The 23874-nt window shown below is 58.6% G+C and carries 20 protein-coding genes and 1 pseudogene; 8 read left to right on the forward strand and 13 right to left on the reverse strand.

All coding sequences use genetic code 11. The features are described from left to right. Positions 1-34: 34 nt before the first annotated feature. The 3 genes from Q0M74_RS00155 (at position 35) to Q0M74_RS00165 (ending at position 2491) form a co-directional block, all read left to right on the forward strand. Positions 35-1225, forward strand: coding sequence for an amidohydrolase (locus Q0M74_RS00155; protein ID WP_293950570.1), 1191 nt, complete (start codon positions 35-37; stop codon positions 1223-1225). Between the two features lie 66 nt (positions 1226-1291). Continuing rightward, on the forward strand, positions 1292-1759 hold the full coding sequence (locus Q0M74_RS00160) for a hypothetical protein (RefSeq protein WP_293950572.1): 468 nt from the start codon (positions 1292-1294) through the stop codon (positions 1757-1759). A 150-nt stretch (positions 1760-1909) separates the two neighbouring features. After that, the gene (locus Q0M74_RS00165; RefSeq protein WP_293950574.1) at positions 1910-2491 is read left to right on the forward strand and encodes a hypothetical protein; all 582 of its coding nucleotides are present in this window, start codon (positions 1910-1912) and stop codon (positions 2489-2491) included. Positions 2492-2667: 176 nt separating this feature from the next. Here Q0M74_RS00165 and Q0M74_RS00170 read toward each other — a convergent pair whose 3' ends face one another. Then, positions 2668-3957 carry an adenylosuccinate synthase gene (locus tag Q0M74_RS00170; RefSeq protein WP_293950576.1) on the reverse strand — a complete coding sequence of 430 codons (1290 nt, stop codon included), beginning with the start codon at positions 3955-3957 and terminating at the stop codon, positions 2668-2670. Positions 3958-4090: 133 nt separating this feature from the next. On the opposite strand from Q0M74_RS00170, the gene Q0M74_RS00175 reads away from it, so the two are divergent. Beyond that, positions 4091-4942, forward strand: coding sequence for a hypothetical protein (locus Q0M74_RS00175; RefSeq protein ID WP_293950578.1), 852 nt, complete (start codon positions 4091-4093; stop codon positions 4940-4942). A 329-nt stretch (positions 4943-5271) separates the two neighbouring features. After that, a pseudogene (locus Q0M74_RS00180) lies at positions 5272-5688 on the forward strand (DUF2254 family protein). A gap of 54 nt (positions 5689-5742) precedes the next feature. Here the strand turns inward: Q0M74_RS00180 and Q0M74_RS00185 are convergent. The 10 genes from Q0M74_RS00185 to clpB all read right to left on the reverse strand — a co-directional run bounded on the left by Q0M74_RS00185 (position 5743) and on the right by clpB (position 17529). Beyond that, positions 5743-6921: an aromatic acid exporter family protein gene (locus Q0M74_RS00185; protein ID WP_293950580.1), complete on the reverse strand. Its 1179-nt coding sequence runs from the start codon at positions 6919-6921 to the stop codon at positions 5743-5745. A 115-nt stretch (positions 6922-7036) separates the two neighbouring features. Further along, entirely contained in the window at positions 7037-8071 is a 1035-nt protein-coding gene (gene fbaA / locus Q0M74_RS00190) for a class II fructose-bisphosphate aldolase (protein WP_293950582.1), read from the reverse strand. A gap of 276 nt (positions 8072-8347) precedes the next feature. After that, a complete protein-coding gene (locus tag Q0M74_RS00195; RefSeq protein WP_293950584.1) occupies positions 8348-9565 on the reverse strand; it encodes a glycoside hydrolase family 76 protein in 1218 nt (405 codons plus the stop codon). A 92-nt stretch (positions 9566-9657) separates the two neighbouring features. Next, positions 9658-10359, reverse strand: coding sequence for a TrmH family RNA methyltransferase (locus Q0M74_RS00200; protein ID WP_293950586.1), 702 nt, complete (start codon positions 10357-10359; stop codon positions 9658-9660). Next, positions 10340-10894 carry an orotate phosphoribosyltransferase gene (pyrE, locus tag Q0M74_RS00205; protein WP_293950588.1) on the reverse strand — a complete coding sequence of 185 codons (555 nt, stop codon included), beginning with the start codon at positions 10892-10894 and terminating at the stop codon, positions 10340-10342. The genes Q0M74_RS00200 and pyrE overlap by 20 nt, the downstream gene beginning before the upstream one ends. A gap of 63 nt (positions 10895-10957) precedes the next feature. Next, complete coding sequence (locus tag Q0M74_RS00210; RefSeq protein WP_293950624.1) at positions 10958-12421, reverse strand: hypothetical protein; 1464 nt, start codon at positions 12419-12421, stop codon at positions 10958-10960. Between the two features lie 34 nt (positions 12422-12455). Beyond that, positions 12456-13286, reverse strand: a complete 831-nt coding sequence (locus tag Q0M74_RS00215; RefSeq protein WP_293950590.1) for a sulfurtransferase — start codon at positions 13284-13286, stop codon at positions 12456-12458. A 69-nt stretch (positions 13287-13355) separates the two neighbouring features. Beyond that, positions 13356-14078: a helix-turn-helix domain-containing protein gene (locus tag Q0M74_RS00220; RefSeq protein ID WP_293950592.1), complete on the reverse strand. Its 723-nt coding sequence runs from the start codon at positions 14076-14078 to the stop codon at positions 13356-13358. 492 nt (positions 14079-14570) lie between these two features. Then, complete coding sequence (locus tag Q0M74_RS00225) at positions 14571-14858, reverse strand: Rho termination factor N-terminal domain-containing protein (RefSeq protein WP_293950594.1); 288 nt, start codon at positions 14856-14858, stop codon at positions 14571-14573. A 115-nt stretch (positions 14859-14973) separates the two neighbouring features. Then, positions 14974-17529, reverse strand: coding sequence for an ATP-dependent chaperone ClpB (clpB, locus tag Q0M74_RS00230; protein ID WP_293950596.1), 2556 nt, complete (start codon positions 17527-17529; stop codon positions 14974-14976). Positions 17530-17864: 335 nt separating this feature from the next. On the opposite strand from clpB, the gene Q0M74_RS00235 reads away from it, so the two are divergent. Both Q0M74_RS00235 and Q0M74_RS00240 read left to right on the forward strand, forming a co-directional pair. Next, positions 17865-19019, forward strand: coding sequence for an NAD(P)-binding domain-containing protein (locus Q0M74_RS00235; RefSeq protein WP_293950598.1), 1155 nt, complete (start codon positions 17865-17867; stop codon positions 19017-19019). Positions 19020-19100: 81 nt separating this feature from the next. Then, positions 19101-20144, forward strand: a complete 1044-nt coding sequence (locus Q0M74_RS00240; protein ID WP_293950600.1) for an LLM class flavin-dependent oxidoreductase — start codon at positions 19101-19103, stop codon at positions 20142-20144. Between the two features lie 717 nt (positions 20145-20861). Here Q0M74_RS00240 and Q0M74_RS00245 read toward each other — a convergent pair. Continuing rightward, positions 20862-21470: a hypothetical protein gene (locus Q0M74_RS00245; protein ID WP_293950602.1), complete on the reverse strand. Its 609-nt coding sequence runs from the start codon at positions 21468-21470 to the stop codon at positions 20862-20864. 359 nt (positions 21471-21829) lie between these two features. Here Q0M74_RS00245 and Q0M74_RS00250 point away from each other — a divergent pair, with 359 nt between their 5' ends. After that, positions 21830-23056: an FAD-binding oxidoreductase gene (locus Q0M74_RS00250; RefSeq protein WP_293950604.1), complete on the forward strand. Its 1227-nt coding sequence runs from the start codon at positions 21830-21832 to the stop codon at positions 23054-23056. A gap of 13 nt (positions 23057-23069) precedes the next feature. On the opposite strand, the gene Q0M74_RS00255 is transcribed toward Q0M74_RS00250, so the two are convergent. Further along, a complete protein-coding gene (locus Q0M74_RS00255; protein WP_293950606.1) occupies positions 23070-23861 on the reverse strand; it encodes a carbon-nitrogen hydrolase family protein in 792 nt (263 codons plus the stop codon). Between the last annotated feature and the right edge of the window lie 13 nt (positions 23862-23874).

Below are 23874 nucleotides of genomic sequence, written 5' to 3' on the forward strand. Positions count from 1 at the left end.
CCTCCCGGCTCCGAGCACGAGTACGGTGTGAATCATGAACTCAATTTTGAACAATATCAATGAAACCCGTGCTCAACGTGAAGAATGGTACAAGGATTTCCACCGTAATCCGGAGCTGTCCAGTGCAGAATTCCGCACCATTGAACGGATCCGTACAGAGCTGAAAAACATGGACATCGACGCCCTTGCTGATGTCACCGATACCGGTGTGGTGGCCATCCTCGAAAACGGTCCGGGCCCCGTGGTGGCCCTGCGTGGGGATATCGATGCCCTTCCCGTGACAGAACAGACCGGCCTGGATTATGCCTCCGAGATTGACGGGGTCATGCATGCCTGTGGTCATGATGTTCATATCACCACCCTGCTCAGCACCGTTGATGCCTTCGCCTCCCACAGGGATGCCTGGTCGGGCACCCTGGTGGCGGTATTCCAACCTGCTGAGGAAACCGCCTCCGGTGCACGTGCCATGGTGGAAGCCGATATTGCCAGCGTGATACCCAAACCTGATGTCTACCTGGGACAACACGTGATGGCATCTAAGGCTGGTGTGATCTCCATGCCTAAGGACGCCGTGATGTCCACCATGGAATCCATCCGCGTGCGGGTTTTTGGTGCAGGTTCCCACGGTTCCATGCCTCACCTTGGTGTGGATCCCATCGTGCTGGCAGCTCACATCATCACCCGCCTGCAGACAGTGGTGGCCCGTGAGATCTCCCCCTTTGAATTCGGTGTGGTGACCGTCGGTGCAGTCAATGCTGGCACCAAATCCAATATCATCCCGGAATCTGCTGAGCTGCTCATCAATACCCGCGCGATGTCTGTGGAGACTCAGCTCCAGATCCGTACCGCCATTGAACGCATCATCCGCCATGAATGTGAAGCTGCCGGTTCCCCACAGGAACCCACCTTCGAGTACTACGACCGTGCCCCGCTGACCTTCAATGATGCTGATGCCCGCGGCGTGGTGGCTGCTGCCTTCACCGAATCCTTCGGTGATGAGTATGAGGTGGTGCCACCGTCCACCGCATCCGAGGACTTCTCAGTCATCCCCGATGCCCTCGGTGTCCCCTATGTGTTCTGGTTTGTCGGCGGTTTTGAGAACCCAGATACCGCACCGGGCAACCACTCGCCATTCTTTGCACCGGCCATCCAACCCACTCTGGACCGCAGCTTGGAGGCCTTCGTGGTGGCGGCATCAGCATGGCTTGCTTCTACAACACGCTGATCACCGATTGTCTCCGGCGGTGAGCAGACCAGTCTCACAGGATGTTTTCTCTGGCATGCTATTTATATGAGACTCCCCAGAAGCCTGCTGGTTCTCCTCTCCCTCGCGCTGCTTACCGGTTGTTCCCAGTCCGAATCAGCACTGCTGGAGGCACTGGAAGAATCCAAGGCCACCAGTCCCGTGATTGATCTCCGGACTGTGGGGTACGGCGAGGAGTGGAGCAACTTTGCGGTGGTGTGTCCACGAACCCCTGTGGCACAGGTGCTGCATACGCTGGATACACTGGAAACCATGGATCCCTCAACCGCCAGACCGTCCTCAGGTGGTTACTATCCCAACCTTGGGGGTTCTGATGATGCTGCCCTGATGTATTGGAACAAGCAGAATGCTGATTTTGATCAGCTCCGTCCCCGAGATGTGGCACTCTGTCAGTCCAATTCGGATCCGGTCACCCACCTGAACTCCCCGCAGATGCAGTTTCATGAGGGCGCAGATGGCTGGGTATGGGACAACCGGCCGGCTTCATCAAGGTAGAGAGCCCGGTTGCTGTTTGCGCACAATCCCCAGCAGCCAGGTCATGCCCGTCAGTTCGTTCATTGCATTCCCTGCCCTAGCAACGGCACAATGACACTCAGCACATACAGTCTCCTGCCCTATTCACCGCCGCTTCCAGGATGGTTCACGATGAAGATCCCGAATCCTAAAATTTCCTCTCCTAAGTTTCCCAGCACCACCCTGCCGATCAACATCCCGGGGATCAGGCGTCTGGCAGAACCCCGGTGGGATAAGACCCTGGAGGCCCTCCACACTCAGATTGCGGAGGCCACCAAAGCCGGCCGCAGTTATGGGGACACCATCACGCCCACGCTCCAGCAGCTGGAGAAGCTCCTGCCCCGTGTGGAAAAGGTGGAGGGGCCTGATGCGGTGGCACAACAGTTATGCACCATCGTGATCAGCGAGGACATGCAGTGCGGCATCCAGGAGTTCTGTCTTGCCGCCCCACATCTGGAGTGTCTCAATGATGCCCGGGTTCTGGATTATCACTCTGCCACCCGTCATCTCACCACCGCGGCGGCAGCCCTGATCGGTGCTCGTTTTGATGATGGTGATCTCCCACCGGCCATTGATACGGCCATGGCTTTTGATGCGGTGTTCCATAAGTTCGGTACCGCTCCTCATGAGGACAGCCGGGCCAGGTTCTACACGCGGCTGAGCCCGCAGGAGGTCATGGAGACCCTCAGCCACTTTGAGTACCGCCCCTATTAGGCAGCAGTTTCCCCTCAGGTCAAGATCAGGAAAAAACCTTCAAAAATCCTGTTTCCAGCCTTTTCTCAACAAACGTTGACCTGAGGGGGAAACAAGAGCCCAAAACAAGAAAGGCACTGTAGGAAACCCTTCACAAAGGTTCCTGCAGTGCCTTCAGCTACAGCAGCGTAAAAAAACTAGTCTTCCAGGACGTCGTGAAGCACGATGGTCTGGTCGCGGCCGGGGCCGACACCGATGTAGGAGAAGCGTGCACCGGAGAGTTCCTCGAGGCGGCGGACATAGTCCTGTGCCTTCTGTGGGAGGTCCTCGAAAGTGCGGCAGCCGGTGATGTCCTCGTCCCATGCAGGCATGGTTTCGAAGATCGGCTTGGCGTGGTGGAACTCGGACTGGGTCATCGGCATCTCGTCGTGGCGGACGCCGTCAACGTCGTAGGCCACACAGATCGGGATCTCGCCGATGCCGGTGAGCACGTCGAGCTTGGTCAGGAAGTAATCGGTGAAGCCGTTGACGCGGGTGGCATAACGGGCGATCACGGAGTCATACCAACCACAGCGGCGGGTACGTCCGGTGTTCACGCCGACTTCGCCGCCGACACGCTGGAGGTACTCGCCCCATTCGTCGAAAAGCTCGGTTGGGAAGGGGCCTGCACCAACACGGGTGGTGTAGGCCTTGATGATGCCCAGGGTGGTGGTGATGCGGGTTGGTCCGACACCGGAACCCACGCAGGCGCCGCCTGAGGTTGGGTTGGAGGAGGTGACGAAGGGGTAGGTGCCGTGGTCCACGTCGAGCATGGTGGCCTGGCCGCCTTCCATGAGGACGGTCTTGCCTTCATCGAGTGCGTTGTTGAGCACGAGGGTGGCGTCGATGACCATGGGGCGCAGGCGCTCGGCGTAAGAGAGGAAGTAGTGCACGATTTCCTCAGCGACAATCGCCTTGCGGTTGTACATCTTAACCAGGACCTGGTTCTTCACATCAAGTGCAGATTCGATCTTCTGGCGCAGGATGGACTCATCGAAGATGTCCTGCACGCGGATGCCCACACGGGAGACCTTGTCCGCGTAGGTTGGGCCGATGCCGCGGCCGGTGGTGCCGATGGCGCGCTTACCCAGGAAACGTTCCTGAACGCGGTCCATGACCTGGTGATAAGGCGCGACCAGATGTGCGTTGGCGGAGATGCGCAGGCGGGACGTGTCCGCGCCGCGTGCTTCCAGGCCGTCGATTTCCTCGAAGAGGGCTTCCAGGTTGATCACGACACCGTTGCCCAGGATGGGTACCGCGGTATCGGAAAGAACTCCGGCGGGAAGGAGCTTGAGCTCATACTTCTCGCCGCCGACAACAACGGTGTGTCCGGCATTGTTGCCACCATTGGGTTTGACCACGTAGTCGACGAGTCCGCCGAGAATATCCGTGGCCTTACCTTTGCCTTCATCGCCCCATTGGGCGCCGACAATAACGATTGCAGCCATTGGTTTACGTCACATCCGATCCGTGAAGTTGGAGCGTGCACGCGTGTGCGCACACAGACGTTATTTCATACTACTAGGCACAGTCGCGAATCTCGGCATTGGAATCCCAAGTCTGACTACTAAGGTTATCTGTATGCGTCTTCTTGTCCTGCGTTGCGAAACCCCCTCCGTCACCGATTTTTCTGCAGCTCCCGTGGTACCGGAGGTCCATGACCTGCCTGCTCTGCCCACGCGCCGTGACCTGAGGATGCTTGACGACGCAGCCTTCGACGTCCTTCCCACCGATCCCACCCCTTCCCTGGATGAAATTGCCCAGCAGCCCGATGTGGCACACCTCAGTACCCCGAAGCCTGCACCCCAGCAACCAGAACGCCCCCTGCGTGTGGTGGTCATCGGTGATGATGCAGCCTTGTCTGCAGTGATCACACGTCTGATGCGCGGCGATAACCTCTGGGCTGAGGTGGGTTATGTTCCGGTGGGTGACTCCACCGCGGCAAAGAACTGGGGTATCCCGGCTGACCCAGCTGAAGCTCTGACGTTGGCTCTGACTGGTGTGGTCAAACCTGTGCCCACCATCCGTGACGATACCGCCGTGGCGATCGCTGGTTCCGCGAGTGTCTCCGAGTGGGAACCGGGTGAGATCACCGGTGAGATCATCGTGGATGACCGCGTACTCATCCGCCATGAAGCCAGGGAGAAAACCCCACGCCGGGGTGTCTTCGGAGCCCGCCTGGTGCCCATGATGGATGCCCCCGGTATCGTCGCCGTCACCATGGACACTCCCCTTCCCGGCACGGAGATCAAAAAGGGTCTGCGTAAAAGGCCCGCCGGCACCGTCGATGCTGACACACTGTCCACAGGACGTGCCCTCCAGGCCGGTGGTCCCTCCCTGAAGATCATCGTGGATGGGGTTTCACGCAAGCGCGCCGTGGAACGGGTGACCTTCTACCGCCACCTGCGTGACCTGCAGATTGTCCGCCCCTGACAGATCCTTGAGCGTGTCATCCCAGAAGTTGTGACTACCAAAGATAATGCTGACATCTTCCGGCCCCCAGGGGAGACATCCCGGATGTTCCCCGTGAAACATGATGGAACCATATCTGGCAACCATTCTGCGCTGTTCCCGCCACCTGCGTCATGCTAACTCTCATCCTTCTCATCACCTCATCAATGCCAGGTCTCCAACGCCATTGCTGAGCCCAGTCGGGAAACCATGGATCTGGCACAGCGTATCTGTCCAGTCCGCGACGAAGACGCAGTCCAGGTACAGGTACAGGGACCAGGGACCAGGGTGATCATCCCTGGGATGAGATCCTGGCAGACCGCCCTGGCTGCCTGGTGTGGATTGACTACCGCATGCTGGTCTCTTGGGTCATGGAGAATGACGCCGTGATCACCGCGGACCGCTCAGTGAGTGATTTCCTGGTTGCGGGACAACCCCTGATGCAGGTCTGGTGAGAGGGTGAGCTCAGTGAGCAGGAACTCCACCAGGATGTGGCCTTCGGATTCCGTCAGCTCACCGGTATCGCCGACCGTGCCCTATCGGGCAGTATCAATAATCCTGTGTCGGCTGTGCAGAGTGTTCAGGAGACCCATAAACTTCTCCGGTACCTGGTCACCATACGGGCGCAGTCATCAAACCCAGCCCCTCTATTGCTGATGATCATGGTCAGATCTGGTCCCCGATGCCATACGGAACATGGTGGAAAACCTGGCCACTGTAGCCGCTGATTCCTGCCTGCGGTGGGGAACGGAAGGAAGCTGCTCAGTTCTTAACTGACTCCCCTAGAGTTCCTCTTCCATATCCACCCAGACCTCTGGTGGGTAGGCCGGGCTTTCAGAGGTGGGCACCAGGACCGCCACCGCTGATTCCCGTGACATACCGCAGATCTGCAGCAGGTCCACGATGATGGATCTGGACTGTGCCAGAATCACCTGGGCGGACAGCACCCTGCCTTCAGCCACGTCCATGCCCACACGTCCGCCGAGGTAGCGCAAACGCCGCACCAGATCAGGGATCTCGGTGGCCTCGCTGACTTCCCGGTGACGTTCATAGAGGTCCGACAGGCTCAGTGCGATGGCTGCGATCTCCTCGATGATCTCAATCTGTTCCTCACTGATCTCATCGCCATCCTGAGTCAGGATCAAGGCTCTTCTTGCCAGGACACGGCTGTTGCGGATGGTGTTATCCACGGGGGAGAGAATCCTGATCAGGGATCTGATGCGTCCGCGGTTACCCCACTGGAAAGGTGAGATGGTGGCCTGCTCCTTACCGGAGGAAGCTGCTGTTTTGAGCTTATCCACATCAGTCTGGGAATTACGGATGGCGGTCAGTGCAGCATCCAGGGCCCGGGAGTCCTTCGCTCTCAGGGCATCTGCCACATCATCGAGCACACTCGAGGCAATACCTAAGACATTGGCTACCTGCTGCCTCCCTGCCCGCAGCGGTGATGATGGCAACAGAGCGATAACCAGAATGCCCACCACACCACCGATCAAGGCATCAAGCATGCGGTCAAAGCCCCCGCCATCACCCGGGGGCATGATCGTGGAGATGAGGATGCCACCGATGGCCATCTGGTTACTCACCAGACCTGACTTGGACACAAAGGACGCCACCGTCAGGGCACAGAACACCACCGCGAAAATCTGCAGATACCCCGATCCGATCTGCATGATGATCAGATCGCCCACACCCACGCCTAAGGCACAGCCCAGGGTGAGTTCCACCGCCCTTTTCACCCGCTCACCACCAGTGAGGCCCAGGATGATCACGCACGCCATGGGTGCGAAGAAGGGCAGGAAGTGACCGGCGACTTCCACTGCGAACCAGTAGGCAAGACCAGCGCCGATAGCCGACTGCATGATGAACAACACCCGGGTGCGGACACGCAGCAATCGGTTACGCAGGGAGGTGTCTATCTCATTGAGTCTGGCGATGGTGCCAAGCTTCTTCTTTGCCATGGCTTCAACATTAGTGTCATTGAGAAAACAACAACGCCTGGTTCCCGGAAACTTCCGGTGAACCAGGCGTTAGTGATAAAAGCTACCTGTTGAGAACAGGCACTGAAGCCAGGTGTTACTTGGCGGTGGTCTTGCCCACGGACTTCAGGTCCTGGCAGGACTCAACGATGCGCTCAGCCATGCTCAGCTCTGCCTTCTTCAGGTAGGAGCGTGGGTCGTAGGCCTTCTTGTTTCCGACCTCGCCGTCGATCTTCAGCACGCCGTTGTAGTTCTCGAACATGTGGGAAACAACCGGGCGGGTGAAGGCGTACTGGGTGTCGGTGTCAACGTTCATCTTGATGACGCCATAACGCAGGGACTCCTCGATCTTTTCCTTCTCGGAGCCGGAGCCACCGTGGAAGACGAAGTCGAATGGCAAGGCGTCGTCGCCCAGGCCAAGCTTCTTGCGGGCAACCTGCTGGCCCTCAAGGAGGATCTCCGGCCGCAGCTTCACATTGCCTGGCTTGTACACGCCGTGGACGTTGCCGAAGGTGGCAGCGAGCAGGTAACGGCCGTGTTCGCCGGTGCCGAGGGCGTCAATGGTCTTCTCAAAGTCCTCGTGAGTGGTGTAGAGGTTGGCGCCGGCCTTGGCCTCAACGCCGTCTTCCTCGCCACCGACAACACCGATCTCAACTTCGAGGATGATGTTGGCAGCGCGGGACTTGGCCAGCAGTTCCTGTGCGATCTCGAGGTTCTCATCGATTGGAACAGCGGAACCATCCCACATGTGAGACTGGAAGAGTGGGAGCTCTCCGCGGTCAACGCGCTCCTGGGAGATAGCCAGCAGGGGGCGGACGAACTCGTCCAGAACCTCCTTCTGGCAGTGGTCGGTGTGCAGCGCAACGTTGATGCCGTAGCTCTTGGCAGCTTCGTGTGCGAAGGCAGCCAGTGCGACAGCACCCTTAACCTTGTTCTTCACGGACTGGCCGGAACCGAACTCAGCACCACCGGTGGAGAACTGGATAATACCGTCAGACTCCGCGTCTGCGAAGCCCTTCAGCGCAGCGTTGATGGTTTCCGAGGAGGTGCAGTTGATCGCTGGGAAGGCGAAGCCACCCTCCTTGGCGCGGTCGAGCATCTCGTTGTAGACCTCGGGAGTTGCGATTGGCATAGAAAGTCTCCTCTATAAGCTGACTGTCGTTGTAGACATGGTCATTGCAGAATCCGATATGTACTCCGGGATTCCCCGGACACAGGTGTGCGCACCGCCGACCCCACAGCGCCCAAATGTCCGAACAAGTCTGATCGGGCACTGCTTGTGGTCTCGACGACTGCCTAGATTCAATTATGCCCGCATCACGCCATTTTTGCGCTGTGATAAATGCCTCTCTCGAAGGACAACGCGGACATGCAGGTCAACGTGGTTCACCGCGATGCGAACGGGGGGTCATTTCGTTCTTCCGGTGAATTCATTTCCCTGATCCACCACTGCCTCCGCCACATGAGCCGCAGCCTCCATCAGCATCCAACCGGACAACTGGACCGAGAGATCACGCTCATCCACACGAACCACACTCACGATCTCATTGAATCCGGACGATCCCAGACCAAAGTTCTGTGGCAGACGCGCATCAGCGGTCCAGTCCGTGGCAAACACAGGCAGGCCATCAACCTCAAGGCGGTGATTCCACACGCTCTCCGCGGATTCAATCACCATGCGGGTGGCCTTCCGCTTAGTTTCCCGGTTGGCCACGGAATCATCGGGAAGGCGGACAGCCACATCGGCAAGATAACGCACCAGGATTCCCTTGAATAATCCACCATCACCATCACCGGTATCCCAATCAATAACACCCTGGCGGTTGGCCATATGACGGGAGATGGCATCTACCAACTCGCGGATGCGGATGATATAGCGCAGGGAATCCTCCGCCTTGTCGGCATCACGCCAACTGTCCACATCCGTGGAGGAGACACCCTGGCGTTCACGCAGCTTCAAGGCGATCTCCAGGCAGGCACCCAATGCCACGCCCTGACAGTAGGGGTGGATATTGCGCACCAGTTCAGGGCCATGCATGCGCATACGCAGACCATCCATGACCAGGCCATCCACATCGATCAGATTGTCAAAGATCCATTCGACAATGTCGATCGCCTGAGCCAGGCGATCGGTGCGCGCCATCATGATGGCCGCTGGACCATTGGAGGGAACATTGTAGAAGGTCTCACCCGAACGCCACGGCAACACACCGGTCAGCGAGTCCACCCCAGCCACGATATTGCTCTCCAGTGGCTTCAGGGCTTTCGGCGCACGTACCTTGCGCACCTTGCCTGCACGCCCCATAGCAAGTGCCAACCAGGCCTTGTCATCGTAATAACGGTTGGTGCTCAACTTCTTCACGTTGCGCACGGCGATGCCGCGCATGGTGTACCGGATGCGATCCCGGCGCGCCTTGGTGGTGCGTCGGCGGGCCGCGTCCACCAGGCAATCCAGATAATGGGCCTGCCACCAGTAGTGCCAGTGGAAGAAGAGCTTTTCCTTGCCATTTGCCGGCCATGCGACATAGCCGAGGTTGGTTCGGGGCAGACCCCAGACACGAGCGGCGTGCCGCTCGTTGATGGCAGATTCGGCCAGATCAGCGCGATTGACCCATGTATCTAACACTTATTGTTTCTTGCTCCGGGAAGTAGTTTCGTGGGGTGGGTGAATATCCCTTGAAGTATAACGAAATACTAACGGTCCTGGGGAGCAAAAAGTTACCAGGCGTTGGTGAGGTCGGCGTGTTGGCGAATCCAGGTGTGCATGGCGATGCCAGCGGCGACACCTGCGTTGATGGATCGGGTTGAGCCGAATTGTGCGATCGAGCAGGTCATCAGGGCACCCTCGCGGGCGGCTTCGGTGACTCCGGGGCCTTCCTGGCCGAAGAGCAGCAGGCACCTTTCGGGTAGTTCTGCGGTTTCCAGGGGAATAGAGCCAGGGGTGTTGTCGATGGCCACCACGGTCAGGTCATGGAGGCGTGCCCATTCGAGTACGGAGTGGACATCCGGGTGGTGTTCGAGGTGCTGGTAGCGGTCGGTGACCATGGCTCCGCGTCGGTTCCAGCGTCGACGGCCCACGATGTGGACGGTGTCCACGGCAAAAGCGTTGGCGGTGCGGACGACGGTTCCGATATTGGCATCATTTTCGAAGTTCTCGATGGCCACATGCACGGTGTGTCTGCGGGTATCGATGTCTTTGACGATTGCCTCGCGGGTCCAGTAGCGGTAGGCGTCCACCACGTTGCGGCGGTCTCCGTTATCGAGCAGTTCAGGATCGAAGTGCTCATCGCTGGGGCGCGGGGTACCCGGGTGTTCTTCTTCCCAGGGTGCTTTACCGACCCGGGATTCGCCCCATTCCGTGGGCCCCGGTGTTGCTTCCCCTGCTTCCGGAGTGCTTGGACTATCCGAGGTCAAGATCATCCAGTCCCAGGAGGAAGCGGTAGGGCACGCCTTCTGCGGCGATGACCTCATCGGCACCGGTGGCACGGTCAACGACGGTGGCAACACCAATGACTTCAGCACCAGCTTCACGCAGTGCTGCCACTGCAGTGAGTGGGGAGTTGCCGGTGGTGGTGGTGTCTTCCACAACCAGGACTTTCTTGCCCACGATGTCTGGCCCCTCGATGCGGCGCTGCATGCCGTGCTTTTTGGTTTCCTTGCGGACAACAAAGGCATGGATGTCACGGCCCTCAGCATGCATGACGGCGGTGGCCACGGGGTCAGCGCCCAGGGTGAGTCCACCCACGGCGTCGAAATCCCAGTCGGTGGTGATTTCGCGCAGCAGCTGTCCGATGAGGCGGGAGGCACGCGCATGCAGGGTGGCGCGGCGGACATCGATGTAATAGTCCGCCTTCTTGCCCGAGGAAAGGGTGACCTCTCCGTGGACTACAGCCAGTTCCTTGATGAGTTCTGCCAGCTCCGTGCGGAGTTCGGCGTTGACTTGAGGTGCAGACATGACGTCAGTCCCTTTCCTTAAGGTGAAGTGTTCCCCTCAAGCATAGAACCCTGGGGGTGTGCTTTAAGAGTCGCGGTCCTGATCACGGTTGTCATCGCGGCGCTTATCGCTGTTGAGGAAACGGCTCAACTCGGGATCCAGATTGCGTTTCCAATCAGTGGGCAGCCCCCGGAACTCAGGCTCCGGTGGGGTGGTGTCTTCATCGACATCGTCAAAGATGCTGGAACGGCCACTCAAGTTGCGTAGCACACGGGTGCCGTTGTAATCAGAGTAATTCTGGGTGGTTTGCCCATCAGCGATGGAATCCACATCATCAGCGCCCAATGCGCGGGGCTCCACCACCCCCCTGCTCTCCTGCACACCACGGACCGGCATCTGCAGTGGTTCCTCCGGACGGATCACCAGTGGTTGGGTGAGATCCACCTCCTGCTCAGGGGAGGGTTCACGGGGATCATCAGGGGTGTCTGGTTTCGGACGGGTGGGTTCAATGAGGGCGAGGTTTACGCTCTTGTCCTGGGAACGTGGGGGAAGGGTGAAGGAGGCATCGGTCAGCAGTGCCAGGGGCTGGAGAATATTGTCCCAGTCCTCCGCAGTGCTGCCCTTGGTGGTTTCAGCAAGCACCCAGTCGGATTCAAACCACACCGCGGTCACTGCCTCCGGCATGGCTTCAAAAGCCACCTGGACGCGTTCATCCACAAATCTTTGTGCCACACCGGCCATGTTGCTCAGCAGCGTGAAGCCAGAAACAGTCTCCACTTCCAGCAGGTCATCGGAATCATTGCGTTCCGGATCGATGGTCAGGGTCGCACGGCGGGCATCGATGACCACCTCGGAGTTCCTACCTCGGCGCATCGCCATCACAGGCACCCCGGCCAGATCCACCAGGTGTGTCTCATAGCCCTCAGCGATACCGCTGGCCACATCCCTGGCCACAGCTCCCGTCGATGCCGCACCGCGGGACCATTCATCGGTCAGGAAGGCATCTTCTTTGATGAAGTCAAAGCCATGTTTGGAGGCCCAGTGTCGACGTTCCCGACGTTGGCTTCCCGGCAGCGACTGCAGGAAAGAATGCTTTTCGACGCCTTGTTCCTCCTCCCGCACCGTTGTGGAAACAGGAGCGTGAGCACGGGGTGTCACCTCAGGTTCTGGTTCAGGCTCAATGTCTTTTACCTCCAGCTCCGACTCCGCCACCTCAGGCACGGCTGCCAACCCCGCCTCCACCTCATCATCAAGGTCAGAGACTTCATCGTCATAGTGGGCGACAACCTTTTCCGGCACCTTCGCCACAACAGGTTCCGGTGTCGGCTCAACTTCAGGGGAAGGTTCCGGAGCAGCTTCTGGAGCGTAGTCAGAACCAGCATCAGTATCCGGGGCAGGGACCTCATCGGCTTCCTGTGCCTCCACCAGATCTGGTGCATCACCAGAACGTGCACGGGAAGACGCCTTCTTCGCACGTGCATCTGCGCTCCACAGAGCGATACCTGCCGCCAGAATAAGAGCGGCGATGAGCAGCACCAGTGTTTCCATCACATCTCACACCTTACTGGCAGAAGGCGATAATTTAAGCTGAGCGCTCCACAGGGTTGGTTGCGTTGGCGCTCCACTGAGACCAGCCACCCAGATAATGGGCTGCCCCGGTGAGTCCTGCCTGCTCCATCGCTGCCAGCACCTGGGCGGAGTGGTTACCCGAGCCGGAATAGACGATCACATCATCACCGCTGGTCACCCCCGCCAGGCTGAGGATCTCCCGGATTTCTTCCGGGGCCTTGAAGGTGTGGTCCTCATTAAGCAGGTTGCGTGCCGGGACGTTGACGGCTCCCGGAATATGTCCCGCCTTCAGATCAAGGAGTTCCCGGTGTCCAGCGAAACGGGCAGAATCACGGGCATCGATGAGGATGCCGGTATGTTTCTTGACATCCTCCATCGTGGCCACCGGCATCTGCCCGGGGTTCGGCCGTACATTGCAAAAGTGTGGAAAATTACCCGGTCCGCCCGCGTGACCATGGTCCCCATCCTCCCAGTTGCGGAAACCTCCGTCGAGGATGCGGACTTCCGGGATGCCCGCCCATTTGAGAATCCACCAGGCGCGTGCAGCGTAGAGTCCACGTCCCTGGTCATAGACCACAACCTTGCGGTCGGTGTTTAGTCCCCAGCGTCGGAAAGCCTGGGTGAGCAGTCTGACAGGTGGCAACGGATTGCGGCCATCACTGGAGCTGGGCAGCCCTGCCAATTCCATCGCAGGATCACAGAACAGGGAGTTGGGGATGTGTTCGGAACGGAAAAGTGTCTGCCCGGCGCCTTCAATCGGTGCCCAGAAGGCTGCTAGGACGGTGTTTTTCTCACCGGTGTGGATCGATTCTGCAAGTTCGGACGGGGAGATCGATACGGTCATGCCACCGAGCCTAGGCGTTGGGCAGTCTCAGCGCAGGGCAGGAAGTCACAGCCCTGATCAGCAAGGACACTAACGCCAACCGCTGGTAAGATAGTCTGCCTGATCGAACATCTTCAGGCTGTTGAGATCAATGACCAACTGCACCGGTGCCACAAAAAATAGTGGTCCCTGGGCGTAATGACCGGCAAGCTCGGTGGCACCGGCAGGTACCAGGATCACATCTGCCTCCGCTGCTGTGGCAACAGGGGTACCGAAGTTGAGGGGCGGGCCTTCTGCCCCACCGTCATGCCAGACCACGGTGGGTCCGGTGATCACCTGGCCCCTGATCACGGTGGCTGCTGCAGCACCGGATAATGCCCATTGGGCATCGCGCTGAGCGAAAAGTTCAGGTAGATCGGCAAGTTCGCCAGATTCAATGGCCACGAACTGGGCTCCCTGACGACGTTCAATGCCCTGCAGGATTCCGGCTTCTGCCACCAGGGTCAGGGGATCATTGATGCCCCAGCGTTCAAAGCGGTCAAGCCAGGCCACCACATCAGCGTCATGGGGGTTTTCTGGGACGGAGTCGTCGATGAGCGTTCGTGCTGCGGCTGCGGCATAGGGATCAGAGGCTGCGCCGGCGTGCACTGTGATATCCAGGCCGAGTGCGAGGGCAACCTCGCGGAGAGTCGACAATGTTGGCTCGCTGGTTCCGTCCTTGACTCGCTTCAAGGTGGAGCGGGACACCCCGGAACGCCTGGAAATGCGGGTCGGTTGCTCCGCCGCGAGCGCAATCAGTTCGTCGATCTTCACGTATCCACATGCTAGTACCCACATTTTTCCCACCAGCCACCGGGCAGTTCTAGGAACCACCTCTCGGCTGTAGGATTGCCCTGTGAAACACTTCCACCAAGTGTTGATCAACACCCTGATCGTCGCAGTGGTGACCGGGCTACTGCCTTATGCACTGCTGTTCTGAGTGTGCCTGGAAACCCGGAATGTTACTGTGGGCGGTGTACTCAGTGGCCTTCACATGGGGTGGCCATTGCTGTCAGTTCCACCTTCTTCGGCAGCAGCGTCGAGTACAAGCGAAAAAATACGTGATGCTGGTGGCTACCTGTATATCACCCTGGCGTTTTCGCACTGGTGGACCGAGGGGTGGGAATTATGGATGGACACAGCTTCCAGCGGTGTGTACTTCCCGGCGCGATCATATTGGTGATCGTGCTGTTGGCATTCATATCCAGGCCCTCGAGCGCCAACTCAGCAGATAATCCCCTGCCAAGGGTTGTCCATTAACTGTTTCTAGTGATTTCGCAGGGAATCGATCAGTTCGTCCTTCTTCATGGTGGAGCGACCCTCGATCTCCAGCTCGGCGGCACGTTTGCGCAGTTCTTCGACGGTCCAGTCCTCATAGCTGCCGGCCTCGCCGCCCTTCTTGCCCACTTCTTCACGGGAGGAATTGGCAGCGGCATTGGCGATGCGTGCCGCCTTTTCCTTACTGGCACCGTCTTCACGAAGTTCCTCGTAGAGTTCGCCATCCTTCACAGATGGCCCACCGGGTGTCTTTTCTGGGTGCTTATCCTGTGTCATGACCCCACGATACGAGCCCTTTTCCGTGACTGCCACCACATAGTGCTTAGCGACGACAAACCCCGGTGGGGCCCCACGCATCGGGTGGGCCCCACCGGGGGATGTGCACTAACCTTTAGTCGCGGGAAATGTCCAGGGACTGGCCGCCGTCGGCGACGTCGACAAGCACCTTGTCACCGTCACGGATCTCACCAGCGAGCAGTTCCTTGGCGAGTGTGTCACCGATGGCCTGCTGGATGAGCCTGCGCAGCGGGCGGGCACCATAGGCCGGATCATAACCGCGTTCCGCCAGCCAGAGCTTGGCGGAATCCGAGACGCGGAGAGCCAGTCGACGCCCGGCAAGGCGGTCGGCCAGCTGCTCGATCTGGATGTCAACGATGCTGGTCAGCTGCTCCTGGGAGAGCGGATCGAAGATGACGATGTCATCTAGTCGGTTGATGAACTCCGGCTTGAAGGCCTTCTTCACAGCATCCATCATCTGCTCGCGGGTACCACCGGCACCCAGGTTGGAGGTGAGGATCAGGATGGTGTTGCGGAAGTCCACGGTGCGTCCCTGGCCGTCGGTGAGGCGGCCGTCGTCGAGAACCTGGAGGAGGATATCGAAGACATCCGGGTGGGCCTTCTCCACCTCGTCGAACAGCACCGCGGTGTAGGGACGGCGTCGGACGGCTTCGGTGAGCTGACCACCCTGGTCATAGCCGACGTATCCCGGAGGGGCACCGACCAGACGTGCCACGGAGTGCTTCTCCGAGTACTCGGACATGTCGATGCGCACCATGGCGCGTTCATCATCGAAGAGGAACTCTGAGACTGCCTTGGCCAGTTCCGTCTTACCCACACCTGTCGGGCCCAGGAAGAGGAAAGAACCGGTGGGTCGGTTGGGATCTGCCACACCCGCACGGGAACGACGCACCGCATCGGATACGGCCGTCAGCGCCTCGACCTGGCCGACGACGCGCTCACCCAGCACACCTTCCATGTTGAGCAGCTTCTCGGTTTCACCCTGCATCATCTTGCCTGCTGGAATACCGGTCCAGGCGGCAACAACCTCAGCGATGACATCCGGGGTGACCTCCTCGGTGAGCATGGAATTATCCGTGCCACCGATCTTGCCCTCGGCTTCCTCGATCTGCTTCTCCAACTCGGGGATGCGGCCATAACGCAGCTCAGCCACACGCCCATAGTCACCTTCACGCTCAGCGATATCTGACTCGGAGCGCAGCGCCTCGAGTTCCTCCTTGGATTCACGGACGTTGTCGATGGCCGTTTTCTCATTCTGCCAACGGGACTTGAGTTCAGAGAGCTTCTCACGCTCATCGGCCAGTTCGGAGCGCAGTCGCTCCAAACGCTGGATGGAGGCGGCATCGCTCTCCTTCTGCAGGGCGACTTCTTCAATTTCAAGGCGGCGCACGATGCGTTCCAGCTCATCGATCTCCTGCGGGGAGGAATCAATCTCCATGCGCAGACGCGATGCTGCCTCATCGACCAGGTCGATGGCCTTATCAGGCAGGAATCGGCTGGTGATATAGCGGTTGGACAGTTCAGCTGCGGCCACCAGCGCGGAGTCCTGGATGCGGACACCATGGTGGACCTCATAGCGTTCCTTCAGGCCACGCAGAATACCCACGGCATCCTCAACGGTGGGTTCACCGACATAGACCTGCTGGAAACGACGCTCCAGCGCTGCATCCTTCTCGATGTACTTGCGGTACTCATTCAAGGTGGTGGCGCCGACAAGACGCAGCTCACCGCGGGCAAGCAGAGGCTTGATCATGTTGCCGGCATCCATGGCGGATTCTCCGGACGCACCGGCACCGACGATGGTGTGGAGTTCATCAATGAAGGTGACGATCTCACCATTGGCACCCTTGATCTCATCAAGGACAGCCTTCAGTCGCTCCTCGAATTCCCCGCGGTACTTAGCACCGGCAACCATGGAACCCAGGTCAAGACTGATCAGGGTCTTGCCCTTGAGGGACTCAGGGACATCGCCTGCGACGATGCGGCGAGCCAGGCCCTCCACGATCGCGGTCTTGCCCACACCAGGTTCACCGATGAGAACAGGGTTGTTCTTGGTGCGGCGGCTCAGGACCTGCACCACGCGGCGGATCTCCTGATCACGGCCGATCACCGGATCAATCTTGCCTTCACGGGCAAGCTTGGTCAGGTCAGTGGAGTACTTCTCCAGTGCCTGGAACTGCCCCTCTGGGTCCTGGGTGGTGACCTTCTGGCTACCACGTACGGAAGGGAAGGCAGCTTTGATGGTGTCATAGGTGGCACCCTTGCCTTTGAGCAGGTCAGCAGCATCAGACTTGCCGCGCGCAACACCTGCCAGCAGCACCTCGGTGGAGACATATTCATCACCGAGTTCACCAGCGAGTTCCTGGGAGGCGGTCAGGGCATTGAGTGCCTCGCGGTTGAAATTGGGGTTCGCCAGATTGGAACCGGAAGCCTTCGGGTAGCCGTCGACCAGCTGCTGGGCTTCTTTGATGACCGTTTTGGTATCCACACCGGCGGCGGTCAGCACGGGACCGGCAGCACCATCAGCTTGTTCCAGGATGGCCACCAGGAGGTGCGCTGGGCGAATATCCGGGTTGCCATTGGCAGAAGCCTGCTGGAGGGCCACCTGCATGGCCTCAGAGGTCTTGGTAGTGGGATTGAATGAACTCATTTGTGCAAAAATCCTTTCATCATATTCGCCAACCTCACCGCAATGACACCACAAAATATCGTGCATCTGCACAGGTCAGCGAGCATTTATTCTTGCTTACACTTCAGTCAACATCAACAAAGTTGAGTATATTCCACTCAAGTTAAGAAAAGTTTAACAAATAATGCCGATCAAAGTTGAGCAAGCTTGAAGCAAGTTTAGCCCGCTCCACACTTTTCGACATCAGGGTCTTCCCCCAAATGCCCGCGGACATCACCCATGCCCGAACCTTGAAGAGTCGTGGAAGCGTTGGACAGCCCTGGCGGAAACCATCAACCGGTGCTAAAGTTGTTGACATGGCAACAAGACTTGAGGCGATCATCATCGGCGCGGGCCAGGCGGGGCTTGCCGCAGCTCATGAACTGACACGGCGCGGCCTGTCACCTGGGGAAAACTTCCTGGTCCTGGATTCAAACACCGGCCCGGGTGGAGCATGGCGCCACCGGTGGGATTCCCTCACGCTCGGCAAGGCCCACGGCATCGCCGACCTTCCGGGACTGCCCATGCAACGCCCTGATCCAACCACCCCGGCCTCAACACTGGTCGCCGACTATTACGGCACATATGAGAAGGAATTTGATTTCGCCGTGGTCCGCCCGGTGAAGGTCAAAACAGTTGCCCCACTATCAGAACCTGACCCCGCCTCACCGCTGGTGGTCACCGCCGATGATGGACGCAGCTGGCAGGCCCGTTATGTCCTGAACGCGACAGGCACATGGACCAACCCCTACGTTCCCTACATTCCAGGCATCGACAAATTCCAGGGCAAACAGTTGCACACAGTCGGCTACCACAGGGCTGAAGATTTCAAAGACCAGCGCGTACTGATTGTCGGTGGCGGATTAAGTGCCGTGCAATTCCTCCTGGAGATGGAAGGCATCGCCGAGTTGACCTGGGCCACCCGCAGACCCCCGAACTTCACCGAGAAGAAATTTGATGATGGCTGGGGCCTCGCCGTGGAACGTGCCGTGCGGGAACGCACCCACACAGGAAAGGCACCTGCCAGCGTGGTCCGCACCACCGGAATCCCACAACTGCCGGACTATATGGATGGCGTGGACCGAGGACTGATTGTCAGCCGGGGCATGTTCGATGAGATCACGCCCACCGGTGTCATCTTCAGCGAACCCACCACCTCCCTGGCACATGGTCTTGGACCATCGGCAAATAACCGTCTGGCCGTACCGAACAGTTGGAACCCTTACCCGGCAGGCACCGAACTGGGTGTGGATGTCATCTTCTGGAACACCGGCTTCCGCCCGGCGCTGCGCCACTTGGCCCCGATGAAACTGCGTAGCGACCACGGGATCCTCATGGACAATGAGGTCTCCCCCAGCGCTGATGAGCGCATCCTCCTGGTTGGCTATGGGTCCGCCGCCTCCACGGTGGGGGCTACCCGCGCTGGACGCATTGCCGGCAGGGTCACCGCGAAGAAGCTGGACATCCGCTGAAAACTGCACCACAGGCGGCGCGGACAAGCACACCCCACATAGTTGTTGACACATCAAGCATGTAGTGGAAAGGTACATCTCATGAAGGCATTCGGATTTTTGAGTTTCGGGCATTATCAGATCGGCCAGGAGCGCAGCATGCTCCAGCAGGCCCTCGAATTAGCCAAGGAAGCAGATGCCCTCGGTGTTAACGGCGCCTACTTCCGCGTTCACCACTTCGCTCCTCAAGGTGCGTCCCCCATGCCGTTGCTCGGCGCGATCATCGGTGCCACCAAAAATATTGAGGTGGGTACCGGCGTGATTGACATGCGCTATGAAAACCCCCTCTACCTGGCCGAGGAAGCAGCCGCACTGAACCTGCTTGCCGACGGCAGGGTCGCACTCGGTGTTTCACGTGGATCACCGGAACCTGCCGATAAGGGTTGGGAGTCCTTCGGTTATGAGACCGGGGAAGACCCCAAGGGCGCAGGCATGGCGCGTGAGAAGTTCCAGCGTTTCATGGCTGCCGTGGATGGTTATGGCATGGCTGTTGCCGCCGAGGATCAGTACCCACGTCTCTACCGCCCGGGCACCCCACTGCCGATCTTCCCACACGATACGGAGCTGCGTAAATCAATCTGGTGGGGCGCAGGTTCCCACAACACCGCCATCCAGGCTGCCAAGGATGGGGTGAACCTGATGAGCTCCACCCTCGTCTCAGAGGCCACCGGCCAATCACTGAGTGAGTTGCAGTTTGACCAGATCCAGAACTACCGCGCAGCCTGGAAGGACGCCGGGCACGACTGGACCCCACGGGTATCGGTATCCCGATCGATCTTCCCGATTGTCACCGACCGCGACCGCGAGCTCTTCGGCCTCCAGGGCCAGGGCGAGGATCAGATCGGCATCATCGATGACACCCGCACCACCTTCGGGCGCTCCTATGCCGGATCCCCGGATGAGCTCATCGATCAGCTCAAGCAGGATAAGGCCGTCATGGATGCCGACACCCTCATGCTCACCGTCCCGAACCAGATGGGCGTGGAGCTCAACGCCTCCATCCTCCGCAACTTCGCCGAACATGTCGCACCGGCACTGGGATGGGAGCCCAACACCAACGGACCAGTGACCGGGTATGAGTTCTAGGTAATCGGACCTCGGTAGACTCCACCCGGATCCACGGGCCCCGTGGGAAGACCAACGGGAAAATTCAGCACTTCCACGAAAAACTCTCGCGAGGCCCACCCTGGAAGTCACCTGCAGAACATATCGGCCCCTGGGTTTGTTTTTGATGACTGGATACCCCGGCCGGGCGCGATTTAAGCTTCGAACTCTATTTGCCAGACGTAGACCAGGAGATCAGTGGTGCTGGCAGGTGATGGCGGCGGAAACTGGGCCACCATCACCGCCCCGCCTATCGGCGTCTCATCTCGCGGATGAAGATCCAAATCACCCAGAGCCCACCAGTGAGGATCAGCAGTAGGAAATCGACGAGGAAGTTGCCGAATCCATAGGAACGATTAGACATGAGTTGTCCTTTCACATTGAGGGGAATGGCCACATAGTGGGCCTAGAATGAGCGCCACTCAACCGATGATCGGAGAGGTGGCTGCTCATTAGAGGACGTGTTTTTTTCTGCGAATCCCCACAATGATCAAAACGAGGGACATTGCATGAGCAATGTCCCTCGTTAGTCCGCATCTGCTGATTAAGGATTTTGAGATTGGTGGTCAATCTCGTTGCCGCACTCACGTGTCGAAGCCCTTAGGATCCTCCAAGGCTGAGGTTCCATCGAGCCGGTAACTCGAATCGGGTGCATCTCGTCATTGAGCGCAGTTCCAAAAGCCTTAGTTACTGAAAGCTTTAGTTACTGAACTGAAAATCCAGTTTCACATTCGGATCGATAGCGGTGATGATCCCGGTATAGAAAGCTATCGCTTGTTCTTCGAGCAGGTCGCGGTTAGCGTTGATCTCTTCAGTTTTAGCTTCCGCATCCAGGATCTTCGTAATCGTTTTTGCAGGATCAATGTCGGTGGTCGCGAAACTCAACGCCCCGTTCTTCTCCATGACAGTTTCAAACTTTTCATCAGAGTGGCCGATAAAGATGAACTCAGGAATATGGATGATAAACCGATCTGCGCCATCAGCTTCTACCGAAACATCTTCGCCTTCGATTCCCAACTTCGCCCGATAACTGTACTGCAGAAACTGTGTGCGGGAGGTGCCTGGAACTGTCCACTCCCAAATTGTGCCCTCGACCCGTTCAGTACTGATCCCCTGGACGCTGGCACTCATCAGCACAATCTGTTCCTGCTTCTCGATTGCCGTGATGATCCGCGAGTCACTGGAAGTTGTTTCAATCTCAACCGGTGAAGCGAACGGTTTGGCGAGGTAGATCGTGGCACCTGCCGAGATCAGCACCGCCAAGAAAACAGCCAAGACACTCCACAGCACTCTCCTGAGCACCTTCATACTCAAACTCCCTTTAAGAAATTCCCAAACTATTCCCAGCCAACACAGCAAACTCTAACATATTAAGTTTGCTAAGTTTATGTAACCTTCGCCACTCAGCCACCTGACCGGCAGTTATGTCCTCCTGGTTGCGGAGACGCTTCTTACATTCAATTTGCTATAATCAACATTCGTAGAAGCACTTCAGTGCAGCTCAGGTGTGACCCAATCAGACTCCGATGAAGCGAGCTAGAAAACTAGATCTCCTTCCCTATCTTCTGCATCAATCTGATGTTGCACTCCTCATAGAAAATCTTTCCAGACCCCGGTAGTTACCGGAGGCGTGCCTTTACGCCACCTCAACAGCAAAAAAGTGCACAATGGAGAACGTGACACCCCGACCCATGCGCCCAGTTACCTCCCTCATTGAGGACAACCCGGACGTGTTCCTCCGCACGCTGATAACCAGGTTGTTCAGTCTTGATCCACTCGCATCCGCATATATCCCGCATGTTGATGACAAGACCCACATCAGCATGGCGGAATCATTGGCAGCGTTGCTTGATGGAGTGGGCCCTGAGGGCGCGGTGGGGGCAGATACCTTGGAGTATTTCCGCACCCTCGCCCGGGATTATCGTCGTTTCGGTTTCACCCCTGCTGCTTTCACCACCCTCGGGGAGGCCACCAACCTGGCACTCCGCGAGGTGTGCCAGGATCTCCCCTTCGAAACTGAACTCTTCGCGGAACGTGCCGTCACCGCGGTGACCCGGGATATGGCCCGCGCGGCACAGGAATCCATCGACACCGGTGAGCCCGCCTCCATCCCCGCCACGGTGGTGGAGGTGGAAAAACGCAGCCGGCGCTTTTTTGTGGTTCGCCTCCAGGCAGAGGCCGAGCTTGCCTATTCCCCCGGCCAGTATATGCCGGTCACCACTGATTACCTGCAGAATGCCTGGCGTTTCCTCTGCCCCTCCATCCCCACCAACCAGTGGGGTCAGGTGGAGTTCCACATCCAGGTCAATGATGAGGACAATGCGCTCCGCCTGCTGGCTAACTCGAGGCCTGGCGATGTGTGGTCGATCGGCACCGGGCAGGGCGAATTCGGCCAGCGCCTCTTCGGGCGCCCGACCTCAACGGAGCTTGTCGACGCCACCCCCAGCACCGCCCCTCCAGCCGAGAAGCCGAATGATTTGTTATTCATCGCCTACGGCACCGGCCTCGCACCACTGCGCGCCATGATGTTTGAGCTGATGAGCCAGACCAATCCCCCACGGTTGCATTTCTTCGTCGGAGCGGAATACCCCGGGGAACTCTATGAACTGATGGGGCTGTGGAATTTCGCAGCGGCCTGCCCGTGGCTCTCGGTTGTCCCCGTCACCACAAACGAAGAGGATGCCTGGTGGGTGCAGGGCACCGAGGCTTCCAAACCCCCACGCGGTCTACATCTGACTCAGGTGGGGATGATGGCGGAGATCGTCACCAGCGTGGGGGCGTGGGCTGATCGTGATGTGCTCATCGCCGGACCGGAGCAGATGGCCAGGGATATCCGGCGAGCCCTGATCAGGCGCGGGACACCCCGCGACCGGATCGAACACCTGCCGTTTTAATGATCCTCCCGGATTAGAGGACCGGGATGGATTCCCGGATCTTCTCCAGGCCTGAGAGATCCACATCCGCGATGATTGTCTCCGGTTCATAACCGGCACCGGCGATAATCACACCTGTTGGATCAATCACGGCTGAATGACCGATCCCAGCGGGGCCTTTTCGTTCCTCGGTGGGACGGGCCTGATCGCACATGAGCACCCAGCTGGTGGAATCCAGGGCTCGCGCCTGGCTGAGCACCTGCAGCTGTTCACGTTTCCCCTCACCGTCCTGCCAGGAGGTGGGCACCACGATGATCTGGGCCCCGGCGCGCGCCAGGTCCTGAAAATGCTGGGGGAAACGGAGGTCATAGCAGATCGCCACACCGATCTTCACGCCGTCAAGTTCAAAAAGATGTGATTCGGTTCCTGGCTTAACCGTGTCGGACTCCCGGTAGCCGAAGGCATCATAGGTATTGATCTTGCGATACCCCTCGTGCAGGCCGGCACCGGTGATCAGAGCGGTGTTATGGACCCGGTTGATGGTTTTGTCATCACGTTCCACGGTGTCTGCGGTGGTGAACATTCCGGCGACAATCACCACCCCAAGATCCTCGGCGAGTTGTTTCACCGCGGTGGCGAATTCGCCGGAATCCAGGTCTTCTGCCTGCGGATCCAGACGCCCCGTACCAAACGCCTGGGAGGTGGCCTCCGGGAAGACAAGCAGCCGCGCCCCCTGCCGGGCGGCATCAGTTGCGGCTTCACGGACAAGTTCCAGGTTGGCTATCTTATCTGCACCGGATGTGATCTGTAGCAAAGCGATACGCATAATCCACAGCCTA

The sequence above is a fragment of the uncultured Corynebacterium sp. genome (genome assembly GCF_945649885.1).
In the GTDB taxonomy this organism is placed as follows: domain Bacteria; phylum Actinomycetota; class Actinomycetes; order Mycobacteriales; family Mycobacteriaceae; genus Corynebacterium.